This window comes from Streptomyces sp. GL_140 (assembly GCF_057834465.1).
In genome coordinates this window covers 1,594,863-1,609,419 of the sequence record NZ_CM174404.1, presented here as the reverse complement: position 1 = coordinate 1,609,419, position 14,557 = coordinate 1,594,863, and the positions used below count along the sequence as shown (strand labels likewise).

At 73.1% G+C, this 14,557-nt stretch carries 14 protein-coding genes and 1 pseudogene; 3 read left to right on the top strand and 12 right to left on the bottom strand.

Features of this window, described 5'->3' with window-relative positions:
* Positions 1-11 precede the first annotated feature (11 nt).
* Together AC3IYJ_RS07465 and AC3IYJ_RS07460 are read right to left on the bottom strand one after the other, a co-directional pair.
* Complete coding sequence (locus AC3IYJ_RS07465; protein WP_489400546.1) at positions 12-1,778, bottom strand: sodium/solute symporter; 1,767 nt, start codon at positions 1,776-1,778, stop codon at positions 12-14.
* Positions 1,779-1,833: 55 nt separating this feature from the next.
* Positions 1,834-2,085 carry a hypothetical protein gene (locus AC3IYJ_RS07460; protein ID WP_489400545.1) on the bottom strand — a complete coding sequence of 84 codons (252 nt, stop codon included), beginning with the start codon at positions 2,083-2,085 and terminating at the stop codon, positions 1,834-1,836.
* Between AC3IYJ_RS07460 and AC3IYJ_RS07455 the strand changes: the two are divergent.
* Positions 1,985-2,347 (top strand): annotated as a pseudogene (locus AC3IYJ_RS07455) (zinc ribbon domain-containing protein); the annotation flags it as partial. The gene AC3IYJ_RS07460 and the pseudogene AC3IYJ_RS07455 overlap by 101 nt on opposite strands.
* 79 nt (positions 2,348-2,426) lie before the next feature.
* On the opposite strand, the gene AC3IYJ_RS07450 reads toward AC3IYJ_RS07455, so the two are convergent.
* The 6 genes from AC3IYJ_RS07450 to AC3IYJ_RS07425 all read right to left on the bottom strand — a co-directional run bounded on the left by AC3IYJ_RS07450 (position 2,427) and on the right by AC3IYJ_RS07425 (position 8,168).
* Complete coding sequence (locus AC3IYJ_RS07450) at positions 2,427-2,702, bottom strand: hypothetical protein (RefSeq protein WP_330295347.1); 276 nt, start codon at positions 2,700-2,702, stop codon at positions 2,427-2,429.
* A 259-nt stretch (positions 2,703-2,961) separates the two neighbouring features.
* Positions 2,962-3,774, bottom strand: coding sequence for a LytR/AlgR family response regulator transcription factor (locus tag AC3IYJ_RS07445; protein WP_489400544.1), 813 nt, complete (start codon positions 3,772-3,774; stop codon positions 2,962-2,964).
* Between the two features lie 178 nt (positions 3,775-3,952).
* Positions 3,953-4,909 (bottom strand): SCO0930 family lipoprotein, encoded by a 957-nt coding sequence (locus AC3IYJ_RS07440; protein ID WP_489402729.1) that lies wholly within the window; start codon positions 4,907-4,909, stop codon positions 3,953-3,955.
* Between the two features lie 138 nt (positions 4,910-5,047).
* Positions 5,048-6,172: a GDSL-type esterase/lipase family protein gene (locus AC3IYJ_RS07435; protein WP_489400543.1), complete on the bottom strand. Its 1,125-nt coding sequence runs from the start codon at positions 6,170-6,172 to the stop codon at positions 5,048-5,050.
* The gene (locus tag AC3IYJ_RS07430; RefSeq protein WP_489400542.1) at positions 6,169-7,047 is read right to left on the bottom strand and encodes an SDR family NAD(P)-dependent oxidoreductase; all 879 of its coding nucleotides are present in this window, start codon (positions 7,045-7,047) and stop codon (positions 6,169-6,171) included. The genes AC3IYJ_RS07435 and AC3IYJ_RS07430 overlap by 4 nt, the downstream gene beginning before the upstream one ends.
* Positions 7,044-8,168 carry an LLM class flavin-dependent oxidoreductase gene (locus AC3IYJ_RS07425; protein ID WP_489400541.1) on the bottom strand — a complete coding sequence of 375 codons (1,125 nt, stop codon included), beginning with the start codon at positions 8,166-8,168 and terminating at the stop codon, positions 7,044-7,046. Before AC3IYJ_RS07425 ends, AC3IYJ_RS07430 begins: the two co-directional genes overlap by 4 nt.
* A 307-nt stretch (positions 8,169-8,475) precedes the next feature.
* Between AC3IYJ_RS07425 and AC3IYJ_RS07420 the strand changes: the two genes are divergently transcribed.
* Positions 8,476-9,945, top strand: coding sequence for an amino acid permease (locus AC3IYJ_RS07420; RefSeq protein ID WP_489400540.1), 1,470 nt, complete (start codon positions 8,476-8,478; stop codon positions 9,943-9,945).
* A 10-nt stretch (positions 9,946-9,955) separates the two neighbouring features.
* Positions 9,956-10,411, top strand: coding sequence for an Lrp/AsnC family transcriptional regulator (locus tag AC3IYJ_RS07415; protein WP_489400539.1), 456 nt, complete (start codon positions 9,956-9,958; stop codon positions 10,409-10,411).
* 87 nt (positions 10,412-10,498) lie between these two features.
* Here AC3IYJ_RS07415 and AC3IYJ_RS07410 read toward each other — a convergent pair whose 3' ends face one another.
* From AC3IYJ_RS07410 to AC3IYJ_RS07395, 4 genes are all read right to left on the bottom strand, one after another.
* Entirely contained in the window at positions 10,499-10,690 is a 192-nt protein-coding gene (locus tag AC3IYJ_RS07410; protein ID WP_489400538.1) for a DUF1059 domain-containing protein, read from the bottom strand.
* Between the two features lie 101 nt (positions 10,691-10,791).
* Entirely contained in the window at positions 10,792-11,937 is a 1,146-nt protein-coding gene (locus AC3IYJ_RS07405; RefSeq protein ID WP_489400537.1) for an LLM class flavin-dependent oxidoreductase, read from the bottom strand.
* 9 nt (positions 11,938-11,946) lie between these two features.
* Positions 11,947-13,320 (bottom strand): NtaA/DmoA family FMN-dependent monooxygenase, encoded by a 1,374-nt coding sequence (locus tag AC3IYJ_RS07400; protein WP_489400536.1) that lies wholly within the window; start codon positions 13,318-13,320, stop codon positions 11,947-11,949.
* Between the two features lie 24 nt (positions 13,321-13,344).
* Positions 13,345-14,544, bottom strand: coding sequence for an LLM class flavin-dependent oxidoreductase (locus AC3IYJ_RS07395; RefSeq protein ID WP_489400535.1), 1,200 nt, complete (start codon positions 14,542-14,544; stop codon positions 13,345-13,347).
* Positions 14,545-14,557: the final 13 nt, after the last annotated feature.

Here is a 14,557-nt window from a genome sequence, read left to right as displayed (position 1 = left end):
CACCGCCCCGTTCACGGAGCACCGCCCTTGGCGCCGCTCCGGGGGCCGTCGGCCGCGCGGGCCGGGGCCTCGCCCGCCACGGCCTCCGGCAGGTGCAGCCGGGCCAGCGTCGCCGCCGTACCCGCCGGTATCCGCCCGCGCGTGCCCAGCGACACCACCACCATCGTCAGGAACCCGAGCGGCACCGACCACACCGCCGGCCACGCCAGCAGCGTGTTCGGCCAGCCCGCCGGAGCCAGCCCGGCCCGGGTCGCCAGCACCGCGCTCAGCGCAGCCCCGCCCCCCGTCACCAGACCGGCCACCGCCCCCGGCGGGGTCAGCCCGCGCCACCAGATGCCCAGCACCAGCAGCGGACAGAAAGAGGACGCCGACACGGCGAAGGCCAGCCCCACCGCGTCCGCCACCGGCACGTCCGTCGCCGCCACGCTCCCGCCCAGCGGCACCAGGATCGCCACCAGCACCGCCGCCCGGAAGCTCCCCACCCCGCGCCACGGCAGCACGTCCTGGTGCAGCACCCCCGCCACCGCCATCGTCAGCCCCGACGCCGTCGACAGGAACGCCGCGAAGGCGCCCCCGGCCAGCAGCGCCCCCAGCAGTTCCCCGGCCGTCCCGCCCACCATCCGGGCCGGCAGCACCAGCACCGCCGCGTCCGCCTCGCCGGTCAGGGCCAGCTCGGGGGCGTAGATCCGGCCCAGCGCCCCGTACACCGGCGGCAGCAGGTAGAACGCGCCGACCAGCCCCAGCACCACCAGCGTGGTGCGCCGCGCCGCCTGCCCGTTCGGGCTCGTGTAGAAGCGGACCGCCACGTGCGGCAGCCCCATGGTCCCGAGGAAAGTGGCCAGGATCAGCCCGTACGTCGCGTACAGCCGCAGCTCCGGCCGGGCCCCCGACAGCGGCTCCGACCAGCTGGACACGGCGGGCCCGGGGTCCGCCCGGGTTCCGGGCACCGGGGAGTCCGGGTCGAAGGTCAGCCGCGCGTGGGCCCGTACGGAGTGGCTTCCGGCGGTCAGGGTCACGGACTCGCCCGCGTACGGGTGCCCGTCCACCTGCCCGGTCACCGTCACCGTCAGAGGCTCGTCCAGGGACAGTCGTACGTCCTCGGCCAGGGTCACGGAGTTGTGCTCGCGGAAGGCGGCCGGGGCGTCGAAGGAGGCGCGCGGCGCGCCGTCCCCCACCCAGGCGGCCAGCAGGAAGAACACCGGCACGAGCAGCGCGGTCAGCTTCAGCCAGTACTGGAAGGCCTGCACGAAGGTGATGCTGCGCATGCCGCCGGCCGCCACCGCCGCCGTCACCACACAGGCGACGACCACCCCGCCCACCCAGTGCGGGGCCCCCGTCAGGATCTCCAGGGTCAGGCCGGCGCCCTGGAGCTGCGGCAGCAGGTACAGCCAGCCGACCCCGAGCACGAACAGCACCGCGATCCGGCGCACCGCCTGCGATTCCAGGCGGGCCTCCGCGAAGTCGGGCAGGGTGTACGCGCCCGAGCGGCGCAGCGGGGCCGCGACCAGGACGAGCAGCACCAGGTAGCCGGCGGTGTAGCCCACCGGGTACCAGAGCATCTGCGGACCCTGGAGCAGCACCAGGCCGGCGACGCCGAGGAAGGAGGCGGCGGAGAGGTACTCGCCGCTGATGGCCGCCGCGTTGAGGCGCGGGCCGACCGTGCGCGAAGCCACGTAGAAGTCGGAGGTGGTCCGGGATATCCGCAGGCCCAGCGCGCCCAGCAGCACCGTGACCAGGACGACGACGGCGACCGCGGTCAGCGCGTACGTCTGGTTCACCGGATTTCTCCCAGGATGCTCCGGGCTTCAGCTTGGGGAGGAATGGGTCCTGCCGTCACAGGTGCGGAGTGCCGGAATTCACTTCGCGTCTGTGGTGACCTGTGCTTTCTGGCGTTGTCAGTGGGCTCGGAAAGTCCCGCGCCAAGGCGTTGAAGGACATCAATGCTCGGTTGCCGGTGCGGCAGCGGGCGGGGATGCCCGGATAGGACTTCCGGCCGCGTTTCCTGGCCAAGTCGACCATGGCCCGCAAGGCCGCCGACGCGGCGATCGGTTCGGTCAAGCGTGAGTTGATCGCGATGGCGCGCAAGCACGGGCGCATCGTGCACCTTGTCCATCCCGCGCACACCACCATGGACTGCGGGCAGTGCGGAGCGAGAACCAAGCACGCACTACCTCTCTCGGAACGTACCTACACCTGCACCGTGTGCGGAGCCGTGTCCTCCAGGGACAAGAACTCCGCCCACGTGATGCTGGTCCGGGCTGGTCTCAACCCGGCTGGTGCTGATCGTGCAAGAGCTGACAGACCGCAGGTCCACAGCCGACGTGAGCCAGGAATTTCCGCCCCTTAGGGCGGGGAGGATTCAAGGGAGTCTACGCATGCCCGCGGACCCGGCGACAGGCCTTCCCCGACCGCGCGGCCGGATGGCGTCAGAGCGCGGGATCGCGGTGTTCCGCGCAGTCCCGCAGGGCGATTTCCAGCTCCACGTACGATTCCTCCGCGCGCCGGAAGGCCAGCGTCAGCGCCGCCTCGGCCCGGGGCGGTACCTGACCGCGGGCACCCTCACGGGACTCGTACAGCACGTCGGCCCAGCGCGCGGCCGCGCTGCGCAGGCGGGCCAGCAGGGCCTCGGCCTCGGCGGGCCCGGCCGGACGGGTACGGGGCAGTCCGGTCAACGCGTCGAGCAGCGCCTGGATTTCGGACATTCGCCTCCTCCCGGGGCCGAAGATCCACGATACGCGCGGCCGCTCGTCGCGTCGGTCCCCGGCGCCGCCGCTGCGGCCGACGGCTCCGGCGGATCGCCGTACGCCCCTCCCGGCGCGACGAACGGCTCGCCCGCGCGCCGGACGGTCGGGCGCCGTTGCCCCGTGCCCCGTCGCCCGGCCTGCCGCCCGCCCGGCCGCGCGGCCTGCCGTCCGCCCCGCCGTTCGTCCGTCCCGCCGTTCATCCGTTCGTCCGTCGTGGTCAGCCCATCGCTTGGCGCATCAGGAGGTCGCGCAGCTCCCTCGTGTGCCGTCGGCTCACCTGGAGCTCGGCCGATCCGACGCGGACGGTGGTGGTGCCCGAGTCCAGCCGGAGTTCGTCTATCCGGCCGAGCGCCACCAGGTGGCGGCGGTGGATCCGGACGAACCCGCGCGCGGCCCAGCGCTCCTCCAGCGTGGCCAGGGGGATCCGCACCAGGTGGCTGCCCTCGTCGGTGTGCAGGCGGGCGTAGTCGCCCTGGGCCTCCACGTACGCGATGTCGGCGATCGCCACGAAACGGGTGACGCCGCCCAGCTCGACGGCGATCTGGTCGGGGGCGCGGTCCCCGGCGGCCCCGGCGGAGACCTCGGGAACCGGGCGGCGCGCCACCGGGACCGACGCCACCTCCCCGGCGCCGGACGCGGCCCCGGACTGCGCGCAGGCCCGCCGCACGGCCTCGGCCAGCCGCTCCGGCCGGACCGGCTTGAGGACGTAGTCCACGGCCTTGAGGTCGAAGGCCTGCACGGCGAACCCCTCGTGGGCGGTGACGAACACGACGAGCGGAGGCCGGGCGAACCCGGCGAGCAGCCGTGCGATGTCCAGCCCGGTCAGCCCGGCCATGTGGATGTCGAGGAAGACCACGTCGATGCCGTCGGGCCCGTCCGGGCCGCTCTCCAGCGCACGCGTGATCCGGCGGAGCGCCTCGGTGGCGTCCGAGGCGCCCTCTGCGCTGCGCACCCGGGGGTCGGAGCGCAGGAGGTAGAGGAGCTCTTCGAGCAGGGGCTTCTCGTCGTCGACGGCCAGTACGCGCAGCATGCGGGCGAGTCTAGATTCCGCTCCGCCGGGGCGAAACGGTGCGCGGCCCCCGCCCGGGGGGAGAGGGGCGGGGGCCGCGCGGTCAGGTGGCCTGCCGGCGGGGTGCGGGCCGGGGTGCAGGCGTGGGGAGGGAGGGGCGGACGGGGCCGACGAGGCGTCGGGCGGGGCCGGCGGGCGGCTACTGGACGGTGATCAGCTTGCCGTCGGGGGCCACCGCGTACCACGTGCCGCCGACGCCCTGGCCGTTGATGTCACCGGCCTTCTTGTCGCCGGTGAAGGTGTAGACGGGCCAGCAGTTCACCGTCTGCTGCTTCTTGCCGTCGGGACGGTCCAGCACGAGGTAGTTCTTCTCGATGATGCCCTTGGCGTTGGCCTGGTCCACCGGGGGCACGACCGGCCACTTGGCCACGCAGTCGCCCTCGCACTTGGAGACCATGGGCCACGCGGTGTCGGGCTTGAACCGGTAGACGGTCATCCCGTTGCCGTCGACGATGTGGTCGCCGAGCTTGGGATCCTTGGCCACGGTCAGCGCGCCCGCGGTCCCGGCCGCGCCGGGGGCCGGAGCGGCCGCCTTCGCCGCCTTCTTGCCGTCGGGCGCCGCCGCGAACCAGGTGCCGCCGACGCCCTGCCCCTTGGTGTCGCCCGCCTTGGTGTCCTTGCTGAACCGGTACACGGGCCAGCCCGCCACCGTCAGCTGCTTGCTGCCGTCGCTGCGGACCACCTCGCCCAGCAGCGCCGGGTCCATGCCCGCCGCCGCGGTGGCGTCACCGGCCGCGACCACCGGCCAGGTCTTCGTGCAGTCCCCGTCGCAGTTGGACTTCGAGGGCTTCGCGGTGTCCTTGTCGAAGCGGTACAGGGTGAAGCCCGCGCTGTCGGCGAGGACCGGGCCGAGCTGCTCGTTCGCCGCGATGGCCAGCTGCCCGGCGGGCTTGGCGGATCCCGCCGCGGCCGGATCGGCGCTCCCGCCCCCGCCCCCGGATCCGTAGCCGTCGCCCGAGGCCGAGTTCTGGGCGGGGGCGGTCGCACCGGCCGGCGCGGTGGTGTCGGCCGCCTTGTCGTCCCCGCCGCAGGCGGTCGCGGTGAGTGCGACGACGACCGCCACGGCCGCCAGGGTGGTTCCGCGCTTGATGCCCATCTTGATCTCTCCCACATGTATGTCCTACGACCGCCGCCGCACCCGCTCCCTCTGTGGAGCGGTCGCGTCGGCAACTGTGTGCAGGACACGCCTTGTTGGAGCCGTTCTGTTCAATCCGTCCGGTGTGGGCTGTTTCACTCACCCAGCGTCGAACCCGGCCCGCCGCATGGCCGTGGCCACAGCGAGGCCGAGCGTGCGGTGTCCGGAGTCGTTGGGGTGCAGGCCGTCCGCCAGGTGTTCGGGGCCCAGCAGGTCCCGGCCCGGCAGCAGGGCCAGCCGGTCGTCCCCGGCGGTGATCCGGTCCCGGGTGGCCCGCTCCATCGCGTCGCGCAGCGCGCCCAGGGTGGCGCCCAGCCTGTTCGGGGTGCGCTCCGCGTCGGGGCGCAGCACGGGGGAGAGGAGGAGCAGTGGTGTCCGGGGGTGGCCCTGGCGGACCAGTTCCAGGAACACGCGGGTGGTCTCGTACAGGAGCGGGACCGAGAACGGCACGCGGGACCAGCAGTTGGTGCCGAAGGCGAGGGTGATGACGTCGGCGGGGAGATCGGCGAGCTGCTCGGCGGTGGCCAGCTCCCCGCGCGCGGCGCCCGCGTAGCCGAGGTTGACGGTGTCCCAGCCCAGCGCCCGGCCCGCGACCGCCGGCCAGCCGTGCGCGGGCCGGGTGGACCACCAGCCCTCGGTGATGGAGTCGCCGTGCACCACCCAGCGCGGAGCGGGCGGCGCGGGGCTCACCCCGCCGCCGATCCCGCGCACGCCGAGGATCAGCGGGGACTGCGTCTCGGGCGGATGGATGGTGAACGGGCCTGGCCCGCCCGGCAGTTCGATGCGCACGACGGCCTCCGCGGCCGGTTCGGTGTACAGCTCCCGGACCACTCCGTGCCGGTCCCAGAGGGCGAAGCCGTGGGCGAGGTCGTGCAGCGCGTCGGTGGGGCCGGGCACCGTCGCCCGGTAGCGGATCTCCACCGCCCGCGCGCCCTGCGCGGTGAACTCCAGGCGCACCCCGATGGGCAGGGTGGCACGCTCCCCGGTGTCCCAGGGCAGCCGCATGGTGTCGGCGGGGTCGGCGCGCACGGGGCGGCCCTTGTCCAGCCAGGCCACCCCGCGCAGGAAGGGCCCCGGGTCCAGCCAGTGGCCCGCGTCCGTCGCCTGTGCGGGAACCCGGGCCGATTCCCGGGCCGATTCCCGGGCCCCGATGTCCTCCCCGGCGTCCTGTCCGGCGTCTCCCCCGGTGTCTCTTCCGGCGTTCTCGGTTCTCCACGTGCTCATCGCTCGTCTCCGATCGTCGGGTACGGGAACTTCACGCCGACGCCGCCGTCGACCACCAGGGTCTGCCCCGTGATGTACGAGGACTGCGGCGAGGCCAGGAAGTACAGGGCGGCCGCGATGTCCGCGGTCTCGGCGACCCGTCCCAGCGGCGCGTTCAGGGCGTTGAGCCGCCGCCCCTCCGCGCCCAGCAGGGCCGCGACCCGCGGCGTCCACACCACCCCCGGTGCCACCGCGTTGACCCGTACCCCGCGCGGTCCCAGTTCGACCGCCGCCGAGCGCACCAATGACATCAGCCCGGCCTTCGCGGCCCCGTACGCGGCGTGCAGCGGGGCGCCGGTGAGCCCGGAGACGGAGGAGACGAAGACCAGCGGGCCGCCGCCGGCCGCCGCGAGGGCTTCGCCGCCGTACTGCACGGCCAGCCAGGCGTGGCGCAGTACCAGGTCGAACTGCCGGTCCCAGTCCGCGTCGTCCAGCTCGGGCAGCGCGGCGTACCGGGCCATGCCGACGATGTCGACCACCGCGCCGACCGGGCGGCCGCCGAGCAGCTCCGGCGCCTTCGCGAAGAGTTCCCGCACCTGGTCGCGCCGGGTGACGTCGGCGGCGTACGGGATCCCTCCGGTCTCGGCGGCCACCGTCCGGGCCCGCTCCGCGTCCACGTCCACGCACAGCACCCGGGCCCCGCCGGCGGCCAGCGCGTGCGCGGTCTGGCGGCCGATGCCGTTGCCCGCGCCGAGCAGGACCGTCGCGCGGCCGTCGAGGCGGCGCAGCGCCGCGTAGTCGGGGACGGGGGAGGTGTCGGGGGCGGCGGGGGCGGCGGGGGGATCGGGCGGCGCGTGCGGGGCCCCGGAGGCGGCCCGCGGCGGTCCGGCGCTCACGCGGAGGCCTTGCGGGGCTCGTAGCGGGCCAGCTCCGGGATGACTTCCTTGCCCAGGATCTCCAGGGTCCGCAGGATCTCCCGGTGCTCCAGGTATCCCCACTGGACGTAGCAGATGAGCTGGTCGACGCCGAGGTCCGCGTACCGCTTGGCCTTCGCGACGATCGTCTCCGCGTCCCCGATGAGGATCATGTCGCCGTCGCTGAACTCCCTTACCGGTACGTCCCCTTTGAGGATCGGCGTGAGCAGCGGGAAGGTCTGTTCGCGTTCTGCGGGGTTCAGGTGGGGCAGTTCCCACTCCAGGGTGAACCGTGCGAGGTTCGAGTACCACCAGGCGACCGATTCCCACACCCGGGCGTCCGGTTCGGTGCGCGGCGCGGTCGCGTGGACGAGGGTGTAGGCGGCGACCCGATCCGTGGTGACGTCGGTGAGCGGACGCGGGGCGGCGGAGGCCGTCCGGTACGCGGCCACCTGCCGGGCCATCGCCTCCAGCGGCTGCATGATCGAGAAGGAGAGCAGTCCGAGCCCGTGCGCGCCCGCGACCTCCGCCGATCCGGGGGAGGTGGCCGCCATCCAAGCGGGAGGGTGCGGATCCTGCACCGGCTTGGGGGTGACCATGCGGCGCGGGAAGCGGAAGCGCTCGGATTCGTAGGCGAAGTACTCTTCGCGCCACATTCCGGTCACGATCTCGATGGCCTCGCGCCAGTCGTCCCGGGACTTCTCCCGGTCCACCCCGAAGGCCGTCTGCTCCATGGGCGTGGACCGGCCGGTGCCCCACTCCACCCGGCCGCCGGAGAGCACGTCGACGGTGGCCACCTTCTCCGCGATGCGCTGGGGCGGGGTGAACGCGAAGGGGGTCAGCGTGACGCCGAAGCCGAGCCGGATCCGCTCGGTCAGCCCGGCCAGGTGTCCCAGGAGCACCTCGGGGGCCGGGCAGTGCGAGCGGCCCTCGCGGAAGTGGTGCTCGACCGCCCAGACGGTGCGGAACCCCATCCGGTCGGCGAGCCGGATCTGTTCCACCGCCTCGCGGTAGGCGCGCTGCTCGGCTGCTCGCTGACCGTGCGGATGGGCCCCCTGCCAGGGCCGCGGCACGTCGATCTCGTAGAGCACGTCCAGGTCCATGGCGGCACGCTGCGGCAGATCTGACGAAGTGTCAAGAATGCCGTTCGGGACTGCCCGCGCATTGATCGATCATCCGCACGCAACAAAGGACCATCCCGGACAGATCCGCGCAACGATCAGTCGCCAATGTGCAAGGATGGTGCATTACGGGCGGTATCACTCAGCTCGTAGGCTCACTCGCTGTACGTGGAGTGGCGAGGACCGCCTGCTCGGCGGTCCCCATGCCCAGGCCTCAGGCCTGCCCCTGCTCCGGACTGCTGCGGTCGACGCCGAACAACCCCACCCGCAGTGACAAAGGAGTCCCCTCGTGCTCGATCACGGCCAGGCGCCACCGCTCACCTCCGAGCCCCGTAAGGCTGCCCACCCCCTGTTGCGCCGCAAGCCCGTGGAGCAGCTGGTCGCCGAGGGCGGCCAGGGCGAGGGCGGCTCGCTCAAGCGGTCGCTCACCATGTGGCAGCTGACGATGATCAGCATCGGCGCCACCCTGGGAACCGGAATCTTCGTGGTCCTCGGCACCGCGGCCCCCAAGGCCGGCCCCGCGGTCACGATCTCCTTCATCATCGCGGGCCTCACCGCCCTGTTCTCGGCGCTCTCCTACGCGGAGCTGGCCGGATCGGTCCCGGTCTCGGGATCCTCCTACTCCTACTCGTACGCCACCATGGGCGAGCTCGTCGCCTGGATCTGCGGCTGGTGTCTGGTCCTGGAGTACGGGGTCTCCGTCGCGGCGGTCGCCGTCGGCTGGGGGCAGTACCTCAACGAGTTCCTCGACGGCACGATAGGGATCACCATCCCGCAGAGCGTCTCCGCCCCGCTGGGCGAGGGCGGCTACATCAACCTGCCGGCGCTCGTCGTCGTGCTGCTCGCCATGGTCTTCCTGATGGGCGGCGCCAAGGAGAGCGCCCGGATCAACTCGATCATGGTCGGCGTCAAGATCGTCACGCTGCTGCTCTTCATCGGCATCGGCTTCATGGGCATCAAGTCCGGCAACTACGCGGACTTCGCCCCGCTCGGTCAGGCCGGCATCAGCGCCGCGGCCGCCACCCTCTTCTTCTCCTACATCGGCTTCGACGCCGCCTCCACCGCCGGTGAGGAAGCCGAGAACCCCAAGCGCGACCTGCCCCGCGCGATCATGCTCTCGCTGCTGATCGTCACCGTCCTCTACGTCCTCGTCGCCTTCGTCGCCGTCGGCGCCATGCCGTGGCAGCAGTTCGAGGGCACCGAGGCCGCGCTGGCCCAGATCATGACCGACGTCACCGGCCACAGCTTCTGGGGCGTCGTCCTGGCCGCGGGCGCCGTCGTCGCCATCGCCTCGGTCGTCTTCGCCGTGCTCTACGGCCAGACCCGCATCCTGTTCGCCATGTCCCGCGACGGCCTGGTCCCCAAGATCTTCGCCAAGGTCAACCCGCGCACCGGCGCCCCCCGCGCCAATGTGGTGATCGTCTCCCTCTTCTGCGGAGCCCTCGCGGCCTTCATTCCGCTCGGCAAGCTGGCCGACGCCACCAGCATCGGCACCCTCTTCGCCTTCGGCCTGGTCAACGTCGCCGTGATCATCCTGCGCCGCACCCGTCCGGACATGCCGCGCACCTTCAAGGTCGCGCTGTTCCCCGTCACGCCGATCCTCGGCTTCGCAGCCTGCGCCTACATGATGTTCAGCCTCGACGCCGTCACCTGGCAGGTCTTCGGTGGCTGGATGGCCGTTGGCCTCGTGTTCTACTTCCTCTACGGCATCCGCCGCTCCCGACTGGCCACCGCAGAGCCGGCCACAGCAGAGAAGTGATCCACGCGCAGTGCGACTGAACGATCTCGACGAACGCATCGTGCACGCCCTCGCCGAAGACGCCCGCCGCTCCTTCGCGGACATCGGCTCCGAGGTCGGGCTCTCCGCCCCCGCCGTCAAGCGGCGCGTGGACCGGCTGCGTGCCGAAGGGGCCATCACCGGCTTCACCGTCCGCGTCGACCCCGCCGCCATGGGCTGGGAGACCGAGGGCTTCATCGAGATCTACTGCCGCCACAACACCTCGCCGGACGACATCCGGAGGGGGTTGTCGCGCTACCCCGAGGTGGTGTCCGCGTCGACCGTCACCGGCGACGCGGACGCCCTCGTCCAGGTCTTCGCCTCCGACATGCGGCACTTCGAGCGGGTCCTGGAGCGGATCGCGGGCGAGCCCTTCGTGGAGCGGACCAAGTCCGTGCTCGTCCTCTCCCCGCTGCTGCGGCGTTTCACCTCGGGCGCCCCGGCGTAGGCCGTCTCCTTCGGATCTTGCGGACGAGACCGACAAGATCCGAAAGAGACGACCCGGCACTCCGCGTGCCACGCCGGACGCGTGCCGTCAGGCGTGCTGCGGCACCTCGTCCTTCATCAGGGTCTGCAGCGTCGCTCGGAACTCCGGAGTGTCCTGGTGGCCGTGCACGTCGACGGAGTGCAAGACCGCCGCCCGCATGACTTCCTCTTCCTCACCCGCGATGGTGAGGGAGCAATGCGATTCGCTGGGGTACTCCCTGCAGTCCATGACCTTGCGCATGACGTACCTCCCTGGATGGCAGGTGCAGGTGGACTCACCTCCCACGATCCTCTTCCCGGACCCGCGGCGAAAGCCGGGCCGGCCGATCCGCGGGAGACGGCCTAGGCCAGGTACCCCCGGCGGGCCCATTCCCCGGCCAGCAGGCGGTACGACCGCACCCGGTCGGCGTGGTCGTGCGTGATCGTGGTGATCAGCAGCTCGTCCGCGCCGGTGGCGTCCCGCAGCCGCTCCAGCTGGTCGGCGACAGTGGCCGGGGACCCCGCGAACTGGGTCTCCACCCGGTCGGCGACCAGCTTGTGGTCCGCCGCCGACCAGCCCCGCACCAGCTCCCGGGCCTCGGCCGGGGAGGGGAAGGGGATCGCGCCCTCGGCCGTGCGGATGCTGTGCACCCACGGCGCGTACCCGGCGGCGAGCTCCCGGGCCTCCGCGTCGCTCGGCGCCACCACCACATCGGCGGACACGCTCAGATAGGGCCGGTCCAGCCCGCCCGGCCCCGCCGAGGGCTTGAAGGCCTCCCGGTACGCCGAGGCCGCTTCCAGCACGTTCGACGGACTGACGTGGTAGTTCGCGGCGAACCGCAGCCCGCCCGCCCCGGCCGTCTCCGCGCTCACCCCGCCGCTGCTGCCCAGCACCCACACCTCCACCTCGGCGCCCTCCCCGGGCACGGCGTGCACCGCCACCCCCTCCGGCGAGCGGTACTCCCCACGCAGCAGAGCCAGTACGTCGCCCACCTGCCCGGAGTACTCCTCGGACTCGGCCCCCGGCAGGTGCAGCAGCCGGTGCTGGAGCGCTACGCGCGGGTGGCCCCGTAGATGGGCGAAGGAGAACGGCTCCGGGATGCGCAGCCCGTTCTCCGTCGTATAGGCCCGCGCCGGCTCCCCGGCCGGGCGCTGCGGCGGCGGGCCGCCCGCCGAGCGGCCCAGGCCCAGGTCGATCCGGCCCGGGTACGCAGCGTCGAGCAGTCCGAACTCCTCGACCGTGGACAGGGCCGTACGGTGCCCCAGCTGGACCGCGCCCGAGCCGACCCGGATCGAGGTGGTCGCCGAGGCGGTCAGCGCCACCACGACGGCGGGGGAGGACCCGGCGACGCCCGGGTTGAGGTGGTGCTCGGCGAACCAGTACCGGGCGTAGCCGAACTGCTCGGCCTGCCGGACCAGGTCCACGGTGCTGCGCAGGGCCTCGGCGGCCGATGAGCCGGACGGGATCGGGACGAGGTCGAGGATCCCGAGCGGGACGGTGGCGGGCATGGGGTCTCCTCAGTGGTGGGTGTGGGCGAGGGGCCGGGCGTGGGGAGCCGCGAGACCGAGGTGATCGCGCAGCGTCGGCCCCTGGTACTCGTGGCGGAACACCCCGCGCTCCTGAAGCAGGGGTACGACGGTGTCCGCGAAGCCGTCCAGCCCGCCGGGCGTCAGGTGCGGGACGAGGATGAAGCCGTCGGCGGCGTCCTGCTGGACCAGGTTGTCGATCTCCCGCGCGACCGTCAGGGGCGAACCGACGAAGGACTGCCGGCCGGTCGTCTCGATCACCAGCTCCCGGATCGACAGCCCCCGGGCGGCCGCGAGCTCGCGCCACTCCCGCGCGACGGCCACCGGATCCCGGTTCAGGCGTACGCTCGCCCGCCCCAGCGCGATGGTGTTCTCCCCGGGGTCCGGGTCGATCTCCGGCAGCGGCCCGTCCGGGTCGTAGCCGGACAGGTCCCGGTTCCACACGTGCTCCAGGTACTTGATCGCGGTCGCTCCGCTGACCTGCTTGAGCCGTACCTCGTGGGCCAGCTCCCGGGCCTCGGCATCGGTGTCGCCGAGCACGAAGGTGGCCGCCGGCAGGATCTTCAGCTCGTCGGGGGTGCGCCCGTACCGGGCCAGGCGCCCCTTGACGTCCGCGTAGAAGGCACGGCCCGCGTCCAGGGTGCTGTGCCGGCCGAAGATGGCGTCCGCGCCGGCCGCCGCGAACTCGCGGCCCTCGTCCGAATCGCCCGCCTGGAAGATGACGGGCCGCCCCTGGGGGCTGCGCGGCACGTTGAAGTGGCCGGAGATGTCGAACTGCTCGCCCCGGTGGACGAAGGCCCCCGCGCCCGCGTCCCGCAGGAACTCCCCGGAGACCGGATCGGCGAGGATCTCCCCGCCGTCCCACGCGTCGAACAGCTCGTGCGCGGTGGCCAGGAACTCCCGGGCCCGCTCGTAGCGCTGCTCGCGCGGCAGGAAGCCGCCGCGCCGGAAGTTCTCCCCGGTGAAGGCGTCCCAGGAGGTGACCACGTTCCATGCGGCCCGGCCACCCGACAGGTGGTCGAGGGAGGCGAACTGGCGGGCCACCTCGTAGGGCTCGTTGAAGGTGGAGTTGATGGTGCCGGTCAGCCCGAGGTGCTCGGTGACGGCGGCGAGGGCGGCCAGCACGGTGAAGGTGTCGGGGCGTCCGACCACGTCCAAGTCGTATATCTCGCCGCCCTGTTCGCGCAGGCGCAGGCCCTCGGCGAGGAAGAGGAAGTCGAACTTGGCGCGCTCGGCGGTGCGCGCGAAGTGGACGAAGGAATCGAAGTCGATGTGACTTCCGGCGGCCGGGTCGCTCCACACGGTGGTGTTGTTGACCCCGGGGAAATGCGCCGCGAGATGGATCTGCTTGAGCGGCTTGCTCATGTCTGTCGGTCCTTCCGGATGGGGTCAGGCGGAGGCGGATGCCGTGACGGGGGCGGGCGCGGGCGCGGCGGCGTACCGGTTCGCGGGGCGCTCCAGCCCCAGCAGGCCGCGGAGCGAGGAGGCCTCGTACGCGCTGCGGAAGAGCCCGCGGCGCCGCAGTTCCGGGACCAGGCCGCGGGTGATCGCCGGCAGGTCGTGCGCGAGCACCCCAGGCCGCAGCCGGAAGCCCGTCAGTCCGGCCTCGTGCCACTCCAGCAGCAGATCGGCCAGGAGGGCCGGGGTGCCCGCGAAGACCAGGGCGTCACTGGTGTACGGGGCCCCGTGCGCGGCGTCCAGCCGCTGCAGCCGACGCTCCGCGTCCGCCGTCCTCTCGTCGAGGAAGACCGTCAGCTCGCCGAAGACGTGCGGGATCCCGGGCAGTGCGGCAAGCGCGGCGCGGGCCTCGTCTGCGGTGCGCGGGGTCACGTAACCGATGTCGGCCGTCCGGGCCAGGAAGGGGTACGCGGCGGCGTCCGAGGCGAGCGCGCTGACCGGCGGCCTGCCCTGTGGCGGCCGCGGGGTGATGGAAGGGCCCCTGACGCTGAAGTGCGGTCCCTCGAAGTCGATGTAGTGCAGCTTGGCCCGGTCGACGAAGCGGCCCGTCGACACCTCGCGGATCTCGGCGTCGTCCTCCCAGCTGTCCCACAGCCGCCGCGCCACTTCCACGTGGTCCGCGGCCTCCCCGTACAGCACGGCGGCGTCCTCGCCCGCCGCGCGGCGCCCGAAGTGGCGCACCTCGTCCGGGCGTTCGGAGATCTGGATGCGCAGACCGGCGCGCCCGCGGCTGACGTGGTCCAAGGTGGCCAGCGCCTTGGAGACGTGGAACGGCTCGGTGTGCGTGGCCACCACGCTCGGCACCAGCCCGATGTGCCGGCTCAGCGGCGCCACCCGGGCGGCCACCAGGACCGCGTCGAGGCGGCCGCGCACCAGGTCGGTGCGGCCGTCGGGCCCGGCCGGATCGGTGGACTGGAGGCCGAGCGAGTCCTCGAAGGTGACGAAGTCCAGCAGGCCGGCCTCGGCCTCGGCGACCAGCGCGGCCCAGTACCCGGCGGTGAACAGCCGGTCGGCGTCGGCGCCCGGCTCGCGCCAGGCGGCCGGGTGCCAGCCCGCGCCGTCCAGGGCGACGGCGAGACGGATGGCGGGGGAGGGCGCGGGGGAAGGGCCGGTCGGACGGTGAGCGGGCATGGCGGAGCTGCCT